The following is a 20,442-nucleotide window of genomic DNA, read 5'->3' as shown; positions in this document are numbered from 1 at the left end:
GCAACCCTGGGACCCGCCTGCCCCCTCGGGCCTGCCCGGCCGAGCCCGGGACCTGCCCGGCCAACCTTGGGCCTGCACGGCCGACCCCGGAACCTGCCCGACCAAGCTTGGGCCTGCGCGGCCGATCTCGGGACCTGCCCGAGACCAACCCTGGGCCTGCACGGCCGACCCCGGAACCTGCCCGACCAGCCCCGGGGCCTGCCCGATCGCCCTGCCGACCCCGGTCCTGCCCTGCCCGACCAACCCGGGACCTCCCCAGCCGACCCTGGGCCTGCCCGGCCGACCCCGGGACCTGCCCGGCCAACCTTGGGCCTGCGCGGCCGACCCCGGGACTTGCCCGATCAACCCTGGGGCCTGCGCGGCCGACTCCGGGACTTGCCCGCGACCAACCCTGTACCTGCCCGGCCGCCCCGGGGGACCTGCCCGACCGCCCTGCCGACCCCGGTCCTGCCCTGCCCGACCAACCCGGGACCTCCCCAGCCGACCCTGGGCCTGCCCGACCAGCCCCGGGGCCTGCCCGACCGTCTCCGGACCCGCCCGGTCGACCCGCGGGCCCCTGCCCTGCGGGTCACGCCGGGATGTCAGGTCCGTTCCGGGACGCCCTCCGCGGTCCTGATCGCGTCCCGGTAGGTGCGGGCCGCCGCTCTCAGGGCCGCCTCCGGGTCCACGCCCCGCGCCTCGGCCCGGGCGGCCAGGGCCAGCAGCTCGTAGCCGATGCCCTCACCCTTGGGGAAGGGGACGTCGAGGCCCGCCGTGCGCACCCGGGAGGCCAGCTTCGCGGCGAGGGCGAGGCCGGGCTGGCCGAGCGGGACGCCGTCGGTCACGGAGACGCGGCGCTTCTCCTCGGCCTTGGTGCGCAGCCAGTGCGCCTTGACCTCCTCGGGGGTGGTGGCGGTCTCGTCGCCGAACACGTGCGGGTGGCGGTGGATCAGCTTGGCGACGATGCCGCCGGCCACGTCGTCGACGGAGAAGGGCTCCTCGGGGTCCTCCTCGGCGATCCGGGCGTGGAAGACGACCTGGAGCAGCACGTCCCCCAGTTCCTCGCGCAGCTCGTCCCGGTCTCCGTCCTCGATCGACTCCACCAGCTCGTACGCCTCCTCGATGGCGTACTTCGCCAGGCCCTCGTGGGTCTGCCGGGAGGACCAGGGACACTCGGCGCGGATGCGGTCCATGACCTGCACGAGGTCGAGCAGCCGGGCGCCCGGCAGGTCGTAGGAGGCGGGCAGCAGCTCCAGCTCGGGCATCGTCACGCGTCCGGAGCCGGCGAGGCGGGCGAGGCCGTCGGTCAGGGCCGGCTCGCCCTCGCCGGTGGCCACGACCACCACCGTGCGCCCGCCGGCGCAGGCGTCCAGGACCTCCTCGGCGCTCGGCGCCGCCTCCTCGACGGCTATGCCCGCCTCGCGTAGATACGGCAGCTGCGGATGGGCCCCGTCCGCGCACAGCACCAGGTCGGCCTCGCGCAGTGCCTGCCAGGCCGGCCACGACAGCAGTCCGGGGGCCACCCGGTGGCTGGTGGTGAGCAGGACGACACGGCCGGGGGCGGGGGCCCCGGAGCGGGAGGCGTGGGCGCTGGTGGTGTTCACGCTCCGAACGTAACGCACCGCGGCGACACCGCCCGAGTTGTCCACAGGCGGGCGCCCGGCCGCCTACGCCTGCTGCCGCGCCGCCCCCGTCGAGACGTCCCGCAGCCACGGCGTCCTGGCCTCCACGCGGCTGCTCTTCTGCACGTCCCAGCTGCCGTAGCGCGGGTTGAGGTCGATGTTCAGCTCGCCGGAGGCCGTGGACAGGGCCTTCCAGAAGGCCGGCTGGCTGGTGTCGGTGCCGAGCCGGGAGGCGAGCTTCTGGGCCTCGAGCTGGAGGCGCAGGTTGTCGTCGAGGCGCCGCGGCGCCACCCCGTACTGCTGGAGCCAGGCGGTCTGGAGCGCCTTGGCGCCGCCCGCCTGCCGCTCCAGACCCGAGCGCATCTCCTGCACCTCGCGCCGGCTGACGCCGACGCCCGCGTCCCGCGCGGCGCGGTCGAGGACCCGGTCCAGGACCATCTGGTGCAGGGTGTCCCGGGTGAGCGTGCCGGTCTTGGCGACGACCTGCTCGTACTGCGCGGTGTCGGGGATCGCGGCCCGCTGCGCCTGGCGCACCTCGCCCACCCGGCTCTGCAGCTCGGCGACGGTGATCCGCTGTCCGCCGACCACGGCGGCCGCGCCCGGGTGCGCCTGGCTTCCGCAGGCGGCCAGGAGCGGGGCCGTCGCGGCGATCGCGGCGGACAGGACGAACGCGGTGCGACGGCGGCGGTGCAAGGAGACCTCCCGGGAAGAGATTGTGCGACGGCACAAGGTCCTGCGGTGATCGATGTTAGGCAGCGGCCGGGCTCCGGCCAACCCATTGGACCAACGATTCACCAGGAGTTCGGGCACCGCCGCGCCCGACCGCGGCCCCGGGTTCAGCCCGTGATGGCGACCGGGCCGTCCCAGGCGTCGCGGTCGACGGTGATGGTGTAGCCGTTGCGGGTCTCCTTGCTGTTGACCATGTACTGGTGACCGCGGCTGTGGTTGGTGTACTGGCCCGACCCCCAGGGCCAGTCGGCGGTGGTCGTGTACTGCTTGTCCCACAGGGCGTACCAGAGGTTGCCGGGCAGGTCCGTCTTGTCGGCGGCGGTGGCGACGGCCTTGGCGCTGGAGCTGGTGAAGCCGTAGAAGCCGGCCCGGTAGGTCTTGGCGTGCAGCTGCTTGTCGAAGGCGCGCACGTAGGTCAGCACGGCGTCGTTGCACGACTTGTTGGTGATGTCGTACGGCTCCATGTCGAGGTAGACCGGGCTGCCGGCCTTCATGCCGAGTGCGGCGGCCTTGGCGACCGCGTCGCTCGCGTCGCTCGTGCCGAGGGACGCGGCGGTGGACGCGGTGAGCTGCTCGGGGTTGGAGCCGCTCTGGCAGGGCGGCTGGGCGCCGACGTAGATCGGGATGAGCTTGTAGCCGAGGGAGCTGACGGACTTCACCCAGGAGGCGGTGAGGTTGGGCTGGGCGCAGCCGCGGTTCCTGCCGCCGACGTAGACGGCGGCGGCGCCGTAGAAGCCGGTGTGCCAGGCCTTCATGGCGTTGAGGGAGGGCGCGGCGCAGGTGTCGAAGGCGTGGCCCGTGAAGGTCTTCTGGGCCGGCCAGGTGGTGGCCGCCATGGAGGTCTGCGCGGCGATCCCGGCGCCCGCGACGACCGCGGCGCCGGCCACGGTCCAGGTCAGGTACCTGCGCTTCTTCGACTGCCGGTGCTCGGCCATTCCCACCCCTGTCCTCGGGTGCGCCGAGTGCCGGCGCACGGAGACCGCACGGTACCGGCGCGCGGCCAAGGAGCACCCATCGCAAACTCTTGCCATGTGCAATACAAGACCAAGCGGCGGCAAATTCCTTCAATACTTGCCCTCTGCACGCACCGTGCGCCCGCTGTGTGCCGTAGGGTCCGCTGGCCGCCCCCCTCAGTGGCCCAGTCCAAGGATTCACATGCGCCTCCCGTCCCGTGCCGCCCGCGCTCTCGCGCTGGCGGCCCTTCCCCTGGCCCTCGCGGCCTGCGGCTCCTCCGGCTCCTCCGGACAGTCCGGTGACGCCAAGTCCTCGGCCGCCCCGTCGAAGGACCCGAACGCCGGGCTGCTCACGGGCGCCCAGCTGAAGAAGGCGCTCGCGCCGGCCTCGTTCTTCCACCCGGGCTTCGCGGTGGACCCGAGCGCGGCCCGGGACTCCGGCGACACCTACGCGCCCCCGTCGACGGCGCCCGCCGCCAAGCCGGACTGCGCGAAGCTGGACGGGACCGGCTGGATCGGGATCACCGGCGTCACCGGGGTGTCGTTCGCGCAGAACGACTACGTGAACAAGAACACCTCCGAGGACATCGGCCAGGAGATCGACGCCTACCGGGGTACGACGGCGGCCGACGTCCTCAAGGCGGTCGAGAAGACGGCCGGGGCCTGCCACGGCTTCACGGACTCCCAGACCCACTCCAGGGTGAAGGTCACCGGCCGTGCCGTGTCCGGCCTGGGCGACGGCGCCTACACGCTGACCCTCACCGACCCCGCCTGGGAGAACGGCACCACGCTGATCGCGGCCCGGTCCGGCACCGACGTCGTCAGCGTGCTGTCGACGGACGGCCACGACAACGGCGCCGCGACGGCGCGGAAGCTGGCCGAACGGCTCGTCGGGGCGCTGCACTCGACGTCCTGAACCACCGCACGCGGACACGCCCTTCACACCGGCGCGCGAAGACGACGGCGCGCGCTCCCTCCCGCCCCGGCTTCCGCGCGGCACGCGGTGGCTTAATCTTTCCCCCTGCTACGACTCCGCCGGTGCGGCGGGGCGCCTGTGGGGGGTGGAGATGGAAAAGCGGCTGGAGGCCGGCTGGTTCCAGCGGATCGCCTGGTCGGTCCTGGTCTGGTTCTCGCTGGGCCTGCTGGTGTGGGTGCCGTTCCTGTACGTGGCGATCCGCCGCGGCCGGGGATCGGACTGGGGCGCGTTCGCCGCGTTCATGGTGTACGAGGTGGCGACCGTGACGGGACTTTCCGTCCTGCCGGACGACGGCGACTCCAGTGCCGTCCTCGGCATCGTCATCATCCTGTGCCTGCTGGGGGCGACGGCGATGCTGCTGTTCGCCATGTTCGACCGGCGGCTGCCGAGGCCGGCCGTTCCCTACGGGGCGGCGCCGATGGCACCGCAGCAGGGCCCGTACGGCTACCCGTACGGACGCTGACCGCGCGTCCTGGAACGTCCCGCCGTCGCGCCGGCCCGGGGCCGCCCGGTCACTCCTCCCGCTTCACCCGCTCCACCACTTCCAAGGAGTCCCGAGTCCATGTCCCTCAACGCCCGGCGCGCCCGCCAGCTGCTCGACGCCACCGCTCCCTCGCTCGCCCAGGGCGAGGAGATACGGCTGGCCACCCTGGCGGGTGTCGGCTCGGTCTCCGTGCGCAGGCGCGCCGTCACCGCCGCGGTGGTCGGCGCGCTCAGCGCGGGCACCGTGATCGCCACGGTCACGCCCCGCCCGATGTACATCGTCCTGACCGACCGCCGCGTGCTGTTCCTCGACGGCAACCGGGGCGGCAAGCCGGGCGCCCTGGTACTGGAGCTGCCCCTGCAGTACGTCACGGCGACCGGCTCGAAGAAGGCCTTCCTGGGCCTGCAGTACGTCACCCACCTGACGGTGCCCGGCCAGGAGAAGGCCCTGAAGATCACCTTCCCGGTCCAGCACCGCGCGGACGGGCCCCGCTTCGCGGCCGCCCTCCCCGTCAGCGCCTGACGTCAGCCCCCGCACTGGTTCAGCATCGTCTGCTTGTCGGCGGGGGTCACAGGGAGGGCGTACTTGAGGGAGACCTGGGCGAAGCGCAGGGCGTAGGAGCAGCGGATCTGCTTGTTCGGCGGAAGCCAGGTGGCGGGGCCGGAGTCGCTCTTGGCGCCGTTGGTGGGGCCGTCGACGGGGATCAGGTTCAGCGGGTCGTTGGCGATGTCCTCGCGCTTGCCCTTGGTCCAGCGCGAGGCGCCCATCTGCCAGTCGTAGGAGAGCGGCATGACGTGGTCTATCTGCACCGTCGTGGCGTGGGACTTGGACCAGCCGATGGTCTTGCCGGTGTACGGGTCGTGCAGCGTCATGGAGGTGACGACGCAGTTGGAGCCGGACCGGAAGCGGACGTTCTCACCGTCGCGCTTGAGGAGGTCGTTCCGCGAGTCGCAGCCGTTGTGGGAGAACGGGATGCCGCCCGGGGCCGAGTCCGTCCAGGCGTAGCCGAACTCGTCGCGCGCGTAACCCGTCTTCGGCCCGCGGCCCTTGGTCGCCACCTTGGCGATCACGGACCGCGCCCTCGCCTTGTCCGCGGCGGAAGTGACGGGCGCCAGGCCGGGCTTGGTGCCGTCGGGATTGTCCAGCGGGCTCACGGCCCGCGCGTCGCCGGACGTCGGGACGGCGGAACCCGAGGGTCCGCCGTCCGCGGGCGTAGCGCCGCCCTTGCACCCCGCCACCGCCAACGCCAGTACGACCGCTGCCGTCGCCCCGCCCCTCAGACGCCTCACCTGTGCTACTCCCCTGCTCGCCTGGCCCGTCCTGTGACGCGGGCATGTCTAGCTGGTGCCCACGGTAGCGGGGAAGATGTGCGGCGCGGGCGGCGCGGAGGGTGTACTCGCGGTGAGGCGTCTGCGCCGTGACTACGACCCCAGGACCGAGGCGAGGAACTCCCCCACCCAGCCGAGCAGTTCACGGCCGATCAGCGGCTTGCCGCCGACCTTGGCGGTCTTGGGGCGCGGCACGAGGACCTGGTGGGCGGCCGGCTTGACGACCGAGCCCGGGTACAGGCGCTTGAGGCGCAGCTCCTGCGACTCGCGCAACTCCACCGGCGCGAAACGGATGTTGGCGCCCTGGAGCACGACCTCGCCGACACCGCAGGCCCGCGCCAGCATCCGCAGCCCGGCCACCAGCAGCAGGTTCTCCACCGGTTCGGGCAACTTGCCGTAGCGGTCGGTCAGTTCCTCGCGTACGGCCTTGATGTCGTCCTCGGAGTTGGCCGCGGCGATCGACCGGTAGGCCTGGAGGCGCAGCCGCTCGCCGGGCGCGTAGTCGTGCGGGACGTGCGCGTCGACCGGAAGCTCGATCTTGACCTCGAGCGGCGGCTCCTCCTCGATCTCCCCGGTCTCCAGCTGCCGCCGGTAGTCGGCGACGGCCTCGCCGACCATGCGCACGTACAGGTCGAAGCCGACGCCCGCGATGTGCCCGGACTGCTCGCCGCCCAGCAGGTTGCCCGCGCCGCGGATCTCCAGGTCCTTCATCGCCACGTACATGCCCGCGCCCATCTCGGTGTGCTGGGCGATGGTCGCCAGGCGCTCGTGGGCGGTCTCGGTGAGCGGCTTCTCCGGCGGGTAGAGGAAGTAGGCGTAACCGCGCTCGCGGCCGCGGCCCACCCGGCCGCGCAGCTGGTGCAGCTGGGAGAGGCCGAAGTTGTCGCCGCGCTCCACGATCAGGGTGTTGGCGTTGGAGATGTCGATGCCCGACTCCACGATCGTCGTGGAGACCAGCACGTCGGACTTCTTCTCCCAGAAGTCCACGACCACCTGTTCCAGCGCCTGCTCGGACATCTGCCCGTGGGCGGTGGCGATGCGCGCCTCGGGGACGATCTCGCGCAGCCGGGCCGCGGCCCGGTCGATGGACTCCACCCGGTTGTGGATGTAGAAGACCTGGCCCTCGCGCAGCAGTTCGCGCCGGATCGCGGCGCCGATCTGCTTCTCCTCGTAGGGGCCGACGAAGGTCAGCACCGGGTGCCGCTCCTCGGGCGGCGTGGTGATCGTGGACATCTCGCGGATGCCCGTCACCGCCATCTCCAGGGTGCGCGGGATCGGCGTCGCGGACATCGTCAGCACGTCCACGTTGGCGCGCAGCTTCTTCAGCTGCTCCTTGTGCTCGACGCCGAAGCGCTGCTCCTCGTCGACGACGACCAGGCCGAGGTCCTTGAACTTGGTCTCGGAGGAGAACAGCCGGTGGGTGCCGATGACCACGTCCACCGAGCCGTCGCGCAGGCCCTCGAGGACCGCCTTGGCCTCGGTGTCGGTCTGGAAGCGGGACAGCGCGCGGACGTTCACCGGGAACTGCGCGTACCGCTCGGAGAACGTGCCGAAGTGCTGCTGCACCAGCAGCGTCGTCGGGACCAGCACCGCGACCTGCTTGCCGTCCTGGACGGCCTTGAAGGCGGCGCGCACCGCGATCTCCGTCTTGCCGTAGCCGACGTCGCCGCAGATCAGGCGGTCCATCGGGACGGACTTCTCCATGTCCTCCTTGACCTCGGCGATCGTGGTGAGCTGGTCGGGGGTCTCGGCGTAGGGGAAGGCGTCCTCCAGCTCCCGCTGCCAGGGGGTGTCGGCGCCGAAGGCGTGCCCGGGGGCCGCCATGCGCGCCGAGTACAGCCGGATCAGGTCGGCGGCGATCTCCTTGACCGCCTTCTTCGCGCGCGCCTTGGTCTTCGTCCAGTCCGCGCCGCCGAGCCGGTGCAGGGTGGGCGCCTCACCGCCGACGTACTTGGTGATCTGCTCCAGCTGGTCGGTGGGGATGTAGAGGCGGTCGCCGGGCTGGCCGCGCTTGGCCGGGGCGTACTCCACCACGAGGTACTCGCGGGTCGCGCCCTGCACGGTGCGCTGCACCATCTCGATGTAGCGGCCGACGCCGTGCTGCTCGTGGACGATGTAGTCGCCGGCCTCCAGGGTCAGCGGGTCGATGGTCTTGCGGCGGCGGGCCGGCATCCGCGCGCCGTCCCGGGTGGCCGTGCGCTGGCCGGACAGGTCGGTCTCGGTGAGCACGGCCAGCTTCAGGGCGGGGTCGACGAAGCCCTGGTCGATGCAGCCGCACGCCACGTGCACCACGGACGGCGACAGCGCCCCGAGGTCGGCGTCCAGGCGGGCTGCGATGCCCTCCCCGCCGAGCACCTCCACCGTGCGGGCGGCCGGGCCGTGGCCCTCGGTGACGAACACCGCGCGCCAGCCGTCGGCGAGCCAGCCCTTGGTGTCGGCGAGGGCCTTGGCGGTGTCGCCGCGGTAGGTCTCCGGCGCGTGCATGCCCAGCTTGAGGGTGTCCGCCGCGTCCCCGTCGCCCTCGTACGCCGTCTCGTCGGCGGCGAAGGGCGAGACGGACCACCACATCATGTCCAGCTCGCGCGCCCGCTCCCGTACGTCCGCGATGGACCACAGGGAGGCCGCGCCCACGTCGATGGGCGCCTCGCCGCCACCCGCCGTGGCCGCCCAGGAGGCCTGGAGGAACTCCTGGGAGGTCGCCACCAGGTCGGCCGCGCGGGTGCGCACCCGCTCCGGGTCGCACACCACGGCCATCGCGCCCTTGGGCAGCACGTCGAGCAGCAGCTCCATGTCGTCCACCAGGACCGGCGCGAGGGACTCCATGCCCTCGACGGCGATGCCCTCGGCGATCCTGCCGAGCAGTTCGCCGAGCTCGGGGTGGCGCTCGGCCAGGGCGCGGGCACGTGCGCGTACGTCCTCGGTGAGCAGCAGCTCGCGGCAGGGCGGGGCCCACAGGCCGTGCTCGGCGATCTCCAGGGAGCGCTGGTCGGCGACCTTGAAGTAGCGGATCTCCTCGACGTCGTCGCCCCAGAACTCCACGCGCAGGGGGTGTTCCTCGGTGGGCGGGAAGACGTCCAGGATGCCGCCGCGCACGGCGAACTCGCCACGCTTCTCCACCAGCTCCACGCGGGAGTACGCGGCGGCGGCGAGGGCCTGGACGACCTCCCCGAGGTCGGCGCTCCGCCCGGTTCGCAGCGCCACGGGCTCCAGGTCGCCCAGGCCCTTGACCTGCGGCTGGAGCACCGAGCGCACGGGGGCGACGACGACGGAGACCGGGCCGGTACCGGGGTCGTCGGGGCGGGGGTGGGAGAGCCTGCGCAGCACGGCGAGGCGGCGGCCCACGGTGTCGCTGCGCGGGCTGAGCCGCTCGTGCGGCAGCGTCTCCCAGGAGGGGTACTCCACGACGCCCTCGGGCGGCAGCAGCGAGCGCAGGGCGGCGGCCAGGTCCTCGGCCTCGCGGCCGGTCGCGGTCACCGCGAGGACGGGGCGGCCGGCCTCGCGGGCCAGGGCGGCGATCGCGAAGGGGCGGGCGGCGGGCGGGCCGACGAGGTCGACGTGCATGCGGTTGCCGTCCGCCGCCGCGGTGACGGCTTCCGTCAGGGCGGGGTCCTTGACGACGGCGTCGAGCAGACCGTGCAGGCTCATGGAGGGGCTTTCCGTGGTAGGCGGGCAACACGACAGGCCCGACGCGCGCCGCGGGCCGGGGGTCCCTCCAGCCTACGACGGCGCGCGGACGGCCGGTGGGGCTGTGGACGACGTCCCGCGCGCCGGACCGGGTGACCGGCCCGGCTCCGGACCGGTGACCGGCCCGGGTCCGGGGCGGCCGCGGAAACGGGTCCGGGGCGGCCGCGGAAACGGGTCCGGGGTGCGGGAGTCCTCCGACTCCCGCACCCCGGACCTTCCCCCGCAACCCCCGTGTGCGGTGGCCGCTCGCGCCCGCTACTCGGTGGCGATCGCGTTCAGTACGTTCATGCGGCCCGCGCGGAACGCCGGGATCAGCGCGGCGAACAGGCCCACGAAGGCCGAGCCGATGAAGACGGCGATGATCGTGCCCCACGGGATCTGGAGGACGTTCAGGCCCTCCAGGGCGAGGAGCTTCTGCGCGGTCGCGCCCCAGCCCATGCCCAGGCCGAGGCCCAGCAGGGCGCCGAACAGGGCGATCACCACGGACTCCATGCGGATCATGCGCCGCAGCTGCCGGCGGGAGAGGCCGATCGCGCGCAGCAGACCGATCTCCCGGGTCCGCTCGACCACCGACAGGGCCAGGGTGTTCACCACGCCCAGGACCGCGACGATGATCGCCAGCGCGAGCAGGCCGTAGACCATGTTGAGCAGCTGGCCGACCTGGTCCTTCAGCTCCTGCTTGTAGTCGGTCTGGTCGCGCACCTGGTACTGCGGGTAGCTCTCCAACGACTTCTTCAGGGCCGCGTAGGCCTGCTTCTCCTGGCCGTCCTTCGCCTTGGCGAACATCATCTGGTTCGGCGGGACGCGGTCCTTGGGGACGTACTTCTCCATGGTCGCCAGGCTCATGTAGCGCGCGCCCTTGTCGAGGGCGGAGTCGTCGCTGGTGATGGCCGCGACCTTGAGCCTGGCGGTCTTCCCGCCCTTGAAGGCGACGGTGATCGTGTCGCCGACGTGCACGCCGTGCTTCTTGGCGTAGTCGGAGCCGACCGACATGGCGTCGTCGCCGTAGGCGGCCTTCAGGGTGCCCTCCGTCGTCGTACGGCGCAGGTCGTCGGCGTACGTCGGGTCGGCGGCGGTGACGCCCTTGTCGTCGGCCTTGCCGTCGGGCGAGGTCAGGGTGGCGTCGATCACCTTGTAGCGGGTGACGTGCGCGAGGCCCGGGCTGTTCTCCATGGCCCGCTCCGCCTGCGGGAAGATCCGCTGGTTGCCCGCGACGATGAAGTCCGCGCCGACCGACTTGTCGAGCTCGGAGGTGGCCGAGGCGACCATGGAGGAGCCGACCACCGACAGGCAGGCCACCAACGCGAGGCCGATCATCAGGGCGGCGCCCGTGGCGCCCGTGCGCCGGGGGTTGCGCAGGGCGTTGCGCTCGGCCATGCGGCCCACCGGTCCGAAGGCGCGCAGCAGCACCGCGCTGATCACCCGGACCACCCCGCCCGCCAGCAGCGGGCCGACGACCACGAAGCCGATCAGGGTGAGCACCACGCCGAGGCCGAGGACCAGCGAACCCTCGCTCGCCTTCTTCGCGGACGCCGCCGCGAACAGGGCGGCGACGCCGGCCGCGGTGAGGACCAGTCCGATCACACCGCGCACCCGGCCGGCCTTGCCGTCGGCGGGCGTGCCGGCGTCGCGCAGGGCGGCCATCGGGGAGACCTTGCCGGCGCGGCGGGCCGGCAGGTAGGCGGCCAGAACGGTGACGACCACACCGAGCACCAGTCCGGCGACGGGCGTGGTGGCCTTGACCGTCAGATCCCGCGTGGACAGGTCCATGCCGGCCGCGCTCATGAGCTTCATCAGGCCGACCGCGATGCCGACGCCCGCGCCGATGCCGAGGACCGAGCCGACGACGCCGAGCAGCAGCGCCTCGACCAGAACCGACCGGTTGACCTGGCGGCGGGAGGAGCCGATGGCCCGCATCAGGCCGATCTCGCGGGTGCGCTGGGCGACCAGCATGCTGAAGGTGTTGATGATCAGGAAGATGCCGACCAGGAAGGCGATCCCGGCGAAGCCGAGCATGGCGTACTTGATGACGTCCATGAAGGAGCCGACGCTCTTGCGGCCCTCGTCGGCGTTCTCCTTGGCCGTCTGGATCTTGTACGCGCCGGTGCCGGCGAGCGTCCGCGTGACGTTCTGCTTGAGCTGCTCGTCCGAGACGCCGGACGCGGCGGTGATGTCGATCTGGGTGAACCGGCCGGTGGCGCCGAGCAGTTCGCGCTGCGCGGTGGGCGTGTCGAACCAGACGATGGCCGCGCCGGGGTTGGTCACCTTGAAGGTGGCGATGCCGACGATGCGCGCCTTGAGGTCACCGGTCTGCGCGATGGTGCGCAGCTCGTCACCGATCTTGAGGTGGTGCTTGCCGGCGGTGTCGGCGTCGACGAGCATCTCGGCCGGCCCGCGCGGGGCGTGACCGGAGGTGAGCTCCATCGACTTCAGCTCGTTGTCGCTCCAGTTGCCGGCGATGGTCGGGGCGCCGGTGGAGGAGCCCATGTTCTTGTTGTCGCCGTTGACGACGGTGACGTTCGTGGAACTGACGCCGCCCTCGGCGGACTTGACGCCCTCGGCCTGCCGGGCCCGGGCCAGCGCCGAGGCCGGCAGCGACTCAGGCACCCCGCCCCGCGAGGCCTCGTCCACCTTGGCGGCCTTCGGGGAGACCGTCACGTCGGACGCGGTCACCGCGAACAGCTTGTCGAACGTGGTGTTCATGGTGTCGGTGAACACCAGCGTGCCGCACACGAAGGCCACCGACAGCAGCACCGCCACGGCGGACAGCGCCATGCGTCCCTTGTGCGCGAAGAAGTTGCGCAGGGAGGTCTTCAGGACGGTCATGACGTCCGTCCCCGGGCATCGAAGTCCTTCATCCGGTCCAGCACCTGGTCGGCGGTCGGGTTGAACATCTCGTCCACGATCCGGCCGTCGGCGAGGTAGAGCACCCGGTTCGCGTAGGAGGCGGCGACCGGGTCGTGGGTGACCATCACGATGGTCTGGCCGAGCTCGTCCACCGAGCGGCGCAGGAAGCCCAGCACCTCGGCGCCCGCGCGGGAGTCGAGGTTTCCGGTGGGCTCGTCACCGAAGATGATCTCGGGGCGGGCGGCCAGCGCCCGGGCCACGGCGACGCGCTGCTGCTGGCCGCCGGAGAGCTGGTTCGGGCGGTGCTTGAGGCGGTCGGCCAGGCCCACCGTCTCCACCACCCGGTCCAGCCACGCCTTGTCGGGCTTGCGGCCCGCGATGTCCATGGGCAGGGTGATGTTCTCGATCGCGTTCAGCGTCGGGAGCAGGTTGAACGCCTGGAAGATGAAGCCGATCCGGTCCCGGCGCAGCTGCGTGAGCTTCTTGTCCTTCAGGCCGGTGATCTCGGTCTCGTCGAGATAGATCTGACCGCTGGTCACCGTGTCCAGGCCGGCGAGGCAGTGCATCAGGGTGGACTTGCCGGAGCCGGAGGGGCCCATGATCGCGGTGAACTGACCGCGGGCGATGTCCACGTCGACGTGGTCGAGCGCGACGACCCGGGTCTCGCCGGCCCCGTAGGCCTTCACGACCTGCCGCGCCCGCGCGGCAACGGCCGTAGTCCCTCCAGTACCCCCGTGCCTGGGAATGGTCACAGCCGATGTCACGGTACGTCTCCTACTGTCGATGAGCGGATGAGCCGCGCACTGCCGCGCGCGGTGTGTGTCACGCGCTGCCTGCAACGCGCTGCCGGTGACGAGTCTGGTCGGCGAAGTCCCGCGGCGCGCTGGTGCCCATCGCAGTCTTCCGCTGGGGAAATCCCCACCCCCGACGGTTACGTCCACCGCCCCCCGGCGGCGTAAAGCCAGGTTAAGGAGGACGGGGGCCCCTCCTCGTCCTCCGCCGGGACGAACCCTCCCCGACCCTCAGTACGGAGCAACCCCTAGGGGCTGTCCACCGACAGGTGGATGCCTTCTCAGGGTTGCCTCCACCCACCGGCCCACTCACCCTCCACCCTTCCGTCGCGGGAGGGTCAAGGACTCACAACGAGTCAGCGCATACCGACCGCTCAGTTTGGCGAAAACGCCGCGCGTCCCCGGGGCGCCGAGTAGCGTGCGTGGCTCGCACCCCCACTCCCCACGTCACTGCCGCAGCCGCCACTCGAGGAGACCGGGATGTCGTACGAGCCGCTCTCGTCACACCCGCCCTACCAGTACCCCCCACCCGCGCCGCCGCGGTACGCCGCTCCCCGGCACCAGGCGCCACCGCCGTACCCCGTCCCCCAGCACCAGGCGTCACCGCCCTACCCCGTCCCCCACCACCAGACGCCGCCGTACGCCACCTACCCCTGGCAGCCGCCCGAGCCCGAGTCCGAGGCCGGGCCGCGTCCGCCGCGGCGGTCCGCGCTCGGGCACCACAGCGACCTGCGGATCCTGCGCGGCGCCTACCGCCGGCAGCGGCGCGTGGCCACGCTCACCGCCCTCGGCTACTTCACGACGTTCCTCGTCCTGTCCGCGTTCGCCCCGTCCTTCATGACCGGCGAGGTCGCCGACGGACTGCCCACCGGGCTGCTGCTCGCCCTGGTCCAGCTGCCGGTCACCTGGCTGGCGACGGCGCTGTACGAGTACACCGCGCGCCGGCGCGTCGATCCCATCGCCGACCGGATACGCAAGCAGGCCGAGGTCGACGCCAAACGGGAGGCGGCACGGTGACCGCGCAGTTCAGCGGGTCGGCGCAGACCATGTCCCTGGTGGCGTTCACGTCCGTCGCCACCATCACGCTGCTGCTGTGCGTGATGACCGGCCCGGACCGCGACGACCTCGACGAGTTCTACACCGGCTACGGCTCCCTGTCCCCGATGCGCAACGGCCTGGCCATCGCGGGCGACTACATCTCGGCGGCGAGCGTGCTGGGCACCGGCGGGGTGATCGCCCTGTGCGGCTACGACGGGATCGTGCTCGCGCTGAGCACCGCGCTGTCGCTGATGCTGATGATGTTCCTGCTCGCCGAACCCCTGCGCAACGCGGGCCGGTTCACCATGGGCGACGCACTGGCCCGGCGGATGCCCGGCCGCGCGGTCCGCGTCACGGCCTGCGTGGTGACCATCGCGGCGCTGGTGCCGCTGATGCTGGTGCAGCTCGCCGGCACCGGCCAACTGCTGGCGTTCATCCTCGGGTTCTCCAGCGACGCGCTGAAGACCGGCTGTGTGATCGGCCTCGGCGTACTGATGATCAGCTACGCGGCGATCGGCGGGATGAAGGGCACGGCCCTCATCCAGATCCTGAAGATCGTGATGCTGCTCGGCTCCGGCGCGGTGGTCGCCCTGCTCATCCTGCGCCGCTTCGACTGGGACCCGGGGACGCTGTTCGACGCGGCGGCGCGGCAGAGCGGGGTGGGCTCCGCCTTCCTGCACTCGGGACTGGAGTTCGCCGGTGGCCGCAGCCCCCGCCTCGACATGATCACCTCCGAGCTGACGGTGGTGCTGGGCGGCGCCTGCCTGCCGCACGTCACCATGCGCACGTACACCGCCTCCAGCGCCCGGCAGGTGCGCAGGTCGATGTCCTGGGCGGTCTCCGGCGTGGCGCTGTTCGTGCTGGTCGTCACGGTGGTCGGGTTCGGGGCGACCGCGCTGATCGGGCGGTCGGTGATCGCGCAGGCCGATCCGCAGGGCAACACGGCCTACCTGCTGGGCTCGCGGGCGGCCTTCGGCGCGGACGTGTCGACGGGCGAGACGTTCCTGTTCACCACGGTCACCACCGCACTGTTCCTGACGCTGCTCGCCTCCGTCGCCGGGATGATCCTCGCCTGCGCCAACTCCCTGGCCCACGACGTCTTCGCCGCCCGGGTGCAGGACATGCCCGCGCCCCGCGAGATGACGCTGGCCCGGCTGTCGGCGCTGGCGGTGGGCATCCCCACCATCGCGCTGGCCACCCTCGTCCAGCACCGCAGCCTCCAGCCGCTGGTGACGCTGAGCTTCTGCCTGGGCGCCTCCGCCATCGCGCCCGCCCTGGTCTACAGCCTCTTCTGGCGCCGCTACACCCGGACCGGCCTGCTCAGCACGCTGATCGGCGGCACCCTGGCGGTCCTGCTGCTGATGCCGGGCACCAACCTCGTCTCCGGCTCCCCCGTCGCCGCCTTCCCGGACCTGGACTTCAACTACTTCCCCTTCACCACCACCGGCCTGGTCACCATCCCGCTCGGCTTCCTCCTCGGCTGGCTCGGCACGCTCGCCTCCGGCCGGCGCAAGGCGGAGGAACAGCGCCGCCAGTACGAGGCGGTGGAGGGCTGGATCCTGGCGGGCGCGGTGCGCAGGGGCGGCTGAGCACGGCGACGGCGAGCGCCCGGGGTGCCTTCCTACGGCGCCCAGGGGCGGCCGGTCAGCGCGGTGATGCTGCTCTGCACCGTGTCCATCTGCTCGCGCACGTCGTCCCACATCTCGCCGTGCTCCCGCAGCACCCGCTCCGTCTCCTGGGAGATCCGCTCCGCGCGCAGCCGGGCGTCGGCCAGCACCTCCGCCGCCCGGGCCCGGCCCAGGTCCGGGGCCCGGCGCGCGAAGGCCTCCGCGTCGGCGAGCGCCCGCGCCGCCTCGGTCAGCGCCGTCTCGGCCGCCGCGATCCGCGCCTGGAGGTCCGCCTCGGCGGCTTCCTCCCACTCGGCCTGCGCCCGCTCGGCCCCGGCGAGCCGCTCGGCGTGTTCGCGGGCCTGCTCGGTGAGCATCCCGGAGGTCCGCTGCCGCACCTCACGCAGCGCGGACAGCGCCTCACCGCGGCACGCCTTCACCTCGCGCCGTACGGAGATCCGCAGTTCGTCGGCCTCCGCTCGGGCGGCGAGCAGCCGGTGCCGGGCGCGTTCGTCGGCCTCCGCCCGTACGGCGTCGGCGTGTTCGCGCGCGGCCCGCAGCACTTCGTCCGCGTACGCGCGCGCCTCCTCGACCACGCGATCGGCCTCGGCCCGCGCGCCCTCGCGCACGGCCTGCGCCTCCTGCCGGCCCAGCTGGTACAGCCGCCGGGCACCCTCGCCGAGCGACTCGTAGGTCTGCTCGCCCTGTCGCGCGACGGTCTCCCGCAACTCGGCGAGTTCGGCCTCCATGTGCCTGGCCAGAACGGTCAGCCGGGCGGCCCGCTCCCAGGCGGCGTCGCGGTCGTCGGAGAGCTCCCGCACGAACGCGTCCACCTGCCGGGGGCGGTAACCGCGTCCCCGTACGGCCGCGAAGCCGTGGGGCGACTTCGATGCGCTGCTCATCCCGAACCCTCTCCGCCGAGGTCCCGCCGAACGGACGCGACAAGATGATTTCGCGCATATCTTGGGGTATTGAGCGGAAATGTTCATAACGCGACACTCCGAGCGCATGATGCGATCGGCATCGAAGCGTGACGGAGCGACAGCGCACAAAAAGGGGCCGGACCTGGTCACATGCACCAGGTCCGGCCCCGATCCGGGGCGTTCAGGCACTCACAGCAGCCCGTCCCACATCTGCTCCAGCAGCACCGACCACCAGCTCTCCGGCGAACCGAGCGCCGCCGGGTCGAGCGCGGCGAGCTGCGCCTGGAAGTCGACGGTCCAGCGGCCCGCCTGCTCCTGGTTCAGCCCGAACCGCAGCCGCCACATCCGCCCGAGCAGCGCCAGGCAGCGCGCGAACTCCGGCAGTCCGGTGTTCACGAACTGCGGGGGTACGGCCGTACCGCCCGGCCCCGCCTCCACCGGCACCGCCACGATGTTCGCCGTGCCGTACTGGACGCAGAGCGCCTTGCCGAAGTCGCTGCCCATCACCAGGTACGAGCCCGCGTCCGGCGCCGGCTGCACCCCACGCTCGGCCGCCAGCTCCGCCAGCGTCGGCACCGGGCGGCCCGGCTGCGCCTGCGCCCAGAAGAACGGGCCCATGTCGGTGGGCAGACCGGCCACCACCAGCGTGTGCGCCACGACCGGGGGCACGCCCTGGCGGGAGACGGCCGCCTGCTCGAACCGGAAGATCCCCGGCCCGAACGCGCCCACCAGCTCCTGCGCGATCGCCTCCGGCGGGACCGGCGGCACGGGCTGCACCGGCGGGAGCGGAGCACGCACCGGGGCCGGACGGGCGGGGCCGTCCGCGACCTGGTGCAACTCGCCCTGGTGCGCGAGGAGTTGCCGCATCCCCTGCTGCCGGCTCGCGTGGTCGGTGCCGTACGGCGCGATCGAGGTGATCCGCGCCTGCGGCCACTGCTCGCGGATCATCCGCGCGCAGTAAGCGCCCGGCAACTGGCAGGACTCCAGCTCCGTGTGCAGCTCCAGCACCTGGTCCGGCGGCACGTTCATGGCGCGCAGCTCGTGGAAGATCTGCCACTCCGGGTGCGGGGTGCCCGGCGCGGACCGCCGGATCAACTGCTGCTCGGAACCGTCCTGCGCGCGGTAGCGCAGCACGGCCTGGTACCCGGGGCCGACGGTGGGCTGCACCTGCTGGGGGTAGCCGTAGGCCGGCGGCTGCTGCCCGGGGACGGGGTGCCCGGGCGGCGGCGGAGGCGGCCCGGGCACGGCCTGACCGGGAACCGGCGGCGGCATCGCGCCGGGCGGCATCGGCGGAGCCGCGTGCGGGGGCAGCGGTTGCTGCCCCACGGGCGGCGGCATCGCGCCGGGCGGCGGCGGGGGACCCGGGGGCGTACCGGGGGCCTGCGGCGGCGGCACGGGCGCGCCCGGCCCGCCGGACGGGGGCGCGGCCAGCATGGTCTCGGCACGGTGCACACCGCCGGGCGGGGTACCGGGGGCTCCGGGCGTACCCGGCATTCCGGGGGCGGCGGGCTGGCCGGGGGCACCCTGCGCACCAGGTGCGGCCGGGGGCCGGGGCGCGCCCGCGCCGAGCGCGTTCGGGTCGGCAAGCATCGTGGCCGCGTGGTGGACACCACCGGGCGGTGTGCCACCGGGCGTGTTCGGCGGTACGGGACCGGCGGGGCCCTCGGGCGCGTCCGGACCGCCCGGACCGCCGTGGCCGAGCGACGAGACCAGCTGGGTCGGCACGTAACCGCCCGCGCCGGCCTGCACGGCGGGGGCCGCACCCGGCCGGGCGCCCGGCGTGCCCGGGGCGCCGGGCGGCGGGGGTGTGGTCGAACCGCCGCGCCCGCGACGCGGCGGAGGCGCAGCCTTGCTGGTCGCCGCGTCCGCGATGTCACCGGCGTCGGACGCGAGCGGCCGCGCGGGCCGCCCGTCGTCGGCCGGAGTCCCCGGTGCCTGCGGACGGCCGTACGGCGGCGGACCGGCCGGGGGCTGAGGCGGAAGCGTGCCCTGGGGTGCGCCCGGAGCACCCGGCCCCGCGGGGTTGTGGGGGGCGCCCACCGCCGGTGCCATCGCGGTCGGCGGGAGTTGGCTGCCGCCCGCCATCAGCGCCGTCTTGGCGTCCGGGGCGGCGGGCGGAGGGGTGCCGTCGCCGGAGTCACCCGGCTCACCGAGCTGCGGCGCGAACACCGTCGCGGGCAGCGGCACGGAACGGTCCTCGCCCCCCTCGGCGTTGGTGTCGGTCCCGGCCCACGGGGTGGCCCCGCCCGGAGCGGCAGACCCGGCGGGCGCGCCCACGGATCCTGCGGGCCCGGCAGGCGAATCGGCCGGCGGCGCCCAACCAGCGGCACCGGCAGCCCCGGCGAACGAACCACCAGCCTCAGCCGCCGAACCGGCAGCCCCGGCGGACGAACCACCGGCCCCGACCGACGGACCGGCAGCCCCGGCGGACGAACCGGCAGGCCCGGCGGACGATCCGGCAGGCCCGGCCGGCGAATCGGCAGGCGGCGCCCAACCGGCGGCACCCGCAGCCCCGGCGAACGAACCACCGGCCCCAGCCGCCGAACCGGCAGCCCCGGCGAACGAACCACCGGCCCCGACCGACGGACCGGCGGGCCCGGCGGACGATCCGGCAGGCCCGGCCGGCGAATCGGCAGGCGGCGCCCAACCGGCGGCACCGGCAGCCCCGGCGAACGAACCACCAGCCTCAGCCGCCGAACCGGCAGCCCCGGCGAACGAACCACCGGCCCCGACCGACGGACCGGCGGGCCCGGCGGACGATCCGGCAGGCCCGGTCGGCGAATCGGCGGGCGACGCCCAACCGGCGGCACCGGCAGGCTCGGCGGACGATCCGGCAGGCCCGGCCGGTGAGCCGAAAGGCCCTCCAGGCGCGGTGGGCGACCCCGCGGGCCCGGCGGGCGCGACCGGACCGGCGGCCCCGGCCGGCGGACCGGCGGGCGCGCCCCCGGCGCCCGCGGGCGCGGCCTGGCCGGTGGCGCCGGTCGGCGTGCCCGTGGACGCCCCCAGCGGCACGCCCGCCTGGGTCTGCGGCAGCGAACCGCCTCGAGCCGCCCCGGACTCCGGACCGGCGGCCGGACCCGGCTGCCGCCGGTCCGGGATGCCCAGCTTGTCCGCCGCCTCCTGGAGCCACTCCGGCGGGCTCAGCAGGAACGACGTCTGGTTGAGGTCGACGCGCGCCGGAGGCGCCGGTACCGCGTCCTGGACGTCCTCCGCGCGGCCGTACTCCTCCTCGTACCGGCGGATCACCTCGCCCACCGGCAGCGCCGGCCACAGCGTGGCCTCCCCGCTGTCGCGGGCGATGACCAGCCGCTGGGCACCGCCCTCCGAACGCGGCCCGCCCTCGCGGTCCTCCGCCCACACCACGAACCCGAGGCCGAACTCACGTACCCGCACCTCACGGTGCTGGTACGCCGGCACGTCCCCGTTGACCCACTCCTCGGCGCGCTCCTGCGCCTGCGCGAACGTCACCATCGCCGCTACC

Annotated in this window: 14 protein-coding genes; 5 read left to right on the top strand and 9 right to left on the bottom strand. The window is 73.5% G+C overall.

The features are described from left to right. Positions 1-581: 581 nt before the first annotated feature. The 3 genes from IE217_RS30335 to IE217_RS30325 all read right to left on the bottom strand — a co-directional run bounded on the left by IE217_RS30335 (position 582) and on the right by IE217_RS30325 (position 3,265). The gene (locus IE217_RS30335) at positions 582-1,583 is read right to left on the bottom strand and encodes a nucleoside triphosphate pyrophosphohydrolase (RefSeq protein WP_190181163.1); all 1,002 of its coding nucleotides are present in this window, start codon (positions 1,581-1,583) and stop codon (positions 582-584) included. A gap of 63 nt (positions 1,584-1,646) precedes the next feature. Further along, a complete protein-coding gene (locus IE217_RS30330) occupies positions 1,647-2,294 on the bottom strand; it encodes a SurA N-terminal domain-containing protein (RefSeq protein WP_190181162.1) in 648 nt (215 codons plus the stop codon). 143 nt (positions 2,295-2,437) lie between these two features. Continuing rightward, positions 2,438-3,265, bottom strand: coding sequence for a glycoside hydrolase domain-containing protein (locus IE217_RS30325; protein ID WP_190181161.1), 828 nt, complete (start codon positions 3,263-3,265; stop codon positions 2,438-2,440). A gap of 220 nt (positions 3,266-3,485) precedes the next feature. On the opposite strand from IE217_RS30325, the gene IE217_RS30320 reads away from it, so the two are divergent. The 3 genes from IE217_RS30320 to IE217_RS30310 all read left to right on the top strand — a co-directional run bounded on the left by IE217_RS30320 (position 3,486) and on the right by IE217_RS30310 (position 5,265). Continuing rightward, positions 3,486-4,199 (top strand): hypothetical protein, encoded by a 714-nt coding sequence (locus tag IE217_RS30320; RefSeq protein WP_190181160.1) that lies wholly within the window; start codon positions 3,486-3,488, stop codon positions 4,197-4,199. 151 nt (positions 4,200-4,350) lie between these two features. Continuing rightward, complete coding sequence (locus IE217_RS30315; protein ID WP_190181159.1) at positions 4,351-4,722, top strand: hypothetical protein; 372 nt, start codon at positions 4,351-4,353, stop codon at positions 4,720-4,722. Between the two features lie 99 nt (positions 4,723-4,821). Then, positions 4,822-5,265, top strand: coding sequence for a hypothetical protein (locus tag IE217_RS30310; protein WP_190181158.1), 444 nt, complete (start codon positions 4,822-4,824; stop codon positions 5,263-5,265). A 2-nt stretch (positions 5,266-5,267) separates the two neighbouring features. On the opposite strand, the gene IE217_RS30305 is transcribed toward IE217_RS30310, so the two are convergent. The 4 genes from IE217_RS30305 to IE217_RS30290 all read right to left on the bottom strand — a co-directional run bounded on the left by IE217_RS30305 (position 5,268) and on the right by IE217_RS30290 (position 13,366). After that, positions 5,268-6,032 carry an HNH endonuclease family protein gene (locus IE217_RS30305; RefSeq protein WP_190181157.1) on the bottom strand — a complete coding sequence of 255 codons (765 nt, stop codon included), beginning with the start codon at positions 6,030-6,032 and terminating at the stop codon, positions 5,268-5,270. Between the two features lie 132 nt (positions 6,033-6,164). Further along, positions 6,165-9,716, bottom strand: a complete 3,552-nt coding sequence (gene mfd, locus IE217_RS30300) for a transcription-repair coupling factor (RefSeq protein WP_190181156.1) — start codon at positions 9,714-9,716, stop codon at positions 6,165-6,167. A 294-nt stretch (positions 9,717-10,010) separates the two neighbouring features. Then, entirely contained in the window at positions 10,011-12,581 is a 2,571-nt protein-coding gene (locus tag IE217_RS30295) for an ABC transporter permease (RefSeq protein ID WP_190181155.1), read from the bottom strand. Continuing rightward, positions 12,578-13,366 carry an ABC transporter ATP-binding protein gene (locus IE217_RS30290; RefSeq protein ID WP_190181154.1) on the bottom strand — a complete coding sequence of 263 codons (789 nt, stop codon included), beginning with the start codon at positions 13,364-13,366 and terminating at the stop codon, positions 12,578-12,580. Before IE217_RS30290 ends, IE217_RS30295 begins: the two co-directional genes overlap by 4 nt. 507 nt (positions 13,367-13,873) lie before the next feature. Here IE217_RS30290 and IE217_RS30285 point away from each other — a divergent pair. After that, positions 13,874-14,410: a DUF485 domain-containing protein gene (locus IE217_RS30285; RefSeq protein ID WP_190181153.1), complete on the top strand. Its 537-nt coding sequence runs from the start codon at positions 13,874-13,876 to the stop codon at positions 14,408-14,410. A 29-nt stretch (positions 14,411-14,439) separates the two neighbouring features. Continuing rightward, a complete protein-coding gene (locus IE217_RS30280) occupies positions 14,440-16,020 on the top strand; it encodes a sodium/solute symporter (protein ID WP_190181180.1) in 1,581 nt (526 codons plus the stop codon). 32 nt (positions 16,021-16,052) lie between these two features. Here the strand turns inward: IE217_RS30280 and IE217_RS30275 are convergent, their stop codons facing one another. Together IE217_RS30275 and IE217_RS30270 are read right to left on the bottom strand one after the other, a co-directional pair. After that, positions 16,053-16,940 (bottom strand): cellulose-binding protein, encoded by an 888-nt coding sequence (locus IE217_RS30275; RefSeq protein WP_190181152.1) that lies wholly within the window; start codon positions 16,938-16,940, stop codon positions 16,053-16,055. A 210-nt stretch (positions 16,941-17,150) separates the two neighbouring features. Next, the gene (locus tag IE217_RS30270; RefSeq protein WP_190181151.1) at positions 17,151-20,432 is read right to left on the bottom strand and encodes an SUKH-4 family immunity protein; all 3,282 of its coding nucleotides are present in this window, start codon (positions 20,430-20,432) and stop codon (positions 17,151-17,153) included. Positions 20,433-20,442 lie beyond the last annotated feature (10 nt).

This window comes from Streptomyces naganishii JCM 4654, assembly GCF_014650575.1.
Taxonomy (GTDB): Bacteria; Actinomycetota; Actinomycetes; order Streptomycetales; family Streptomycetaceae; genus Streptomyces; species Streptomyces naganishii.
Note: the sequence above shows the minus strand (reverse complement) of the source record. Positions and strands in the feature narration are given on the sequence as shown.

Bases quoted from the DNA above. Each gene is read 5' to 3' on its own strand.
- IE217_RS30325 (WP_190181161.1), bottom strand. From the start codon at position 3,265: ATGGCCGAGCACCGGCAGTCGAAGAAGCGCAGGTACCTGACCTGGACC.
- IE217_RS30320 (WP_190181160.1), top strand. From the start codon at position 3,486: ATGCGCCTCCCGTCCCGTGCCGCCCGCGCTCTCGCGCTGGCGGCCCTT.
- IE217_RS30315 (WP_190181159.1), top strand. From the start codon at position 4,351: ATGGAAAAGCGGCTGGAGGCCGGCTGGTTCCAGCGGATCGCCTGGTCG.
- IE217_RS30310 (WP_190181158.1), top strand. From the start codon at position 4,822: ATGTCCCTCAACGCCCGGCGCGCCCGCCAGCTGCTCGACGCCACCGCT.
- mfd (WP_190181156.1), bottom strand. From the start codon at position 9,716: ATGAGCCTGCACGGTCTGCTCGACGCCGTCGTCAAGGACCCCGCCCTG.
- IE217_RS30295 (WP_190181155.1), bottom strand. From the start codon at position 12,581: ATGACCGTCCTGAAGACCTCCCTGCGCAACTTCTTCGCGCACAAGGGA.
- IE217_RS30285 (WP_190181153.1), top strand. From the start codon at position 13,874: ATGTCGTACGAGCCGCTCTCGTCACACCCGCCCTACCAGTACCCCCCA.
- IE217_RS30280 (WP_190181180.1), top strand. From the start codon at position 14,440: ATGTCCCTGGTGGCGTTCACGTCCGTCGCCACCATCACGCTGCTGCTG.
- IE217_RS30275 (WP_190181152.1), bottom strand. From the start codon at position 16,940: ATGAGCAGCGCATCGAAGTCGCCCCACGGCTTCGCGGCCGTACGGGGA.
- IE217_RS30270 (WP_190181151.1), bottom strand. From the start codon at position 20,432: ATGGTGACGTTCGCGCAGGCGCAGGAGCGCGCCGAGGAGTGGGTCAAC.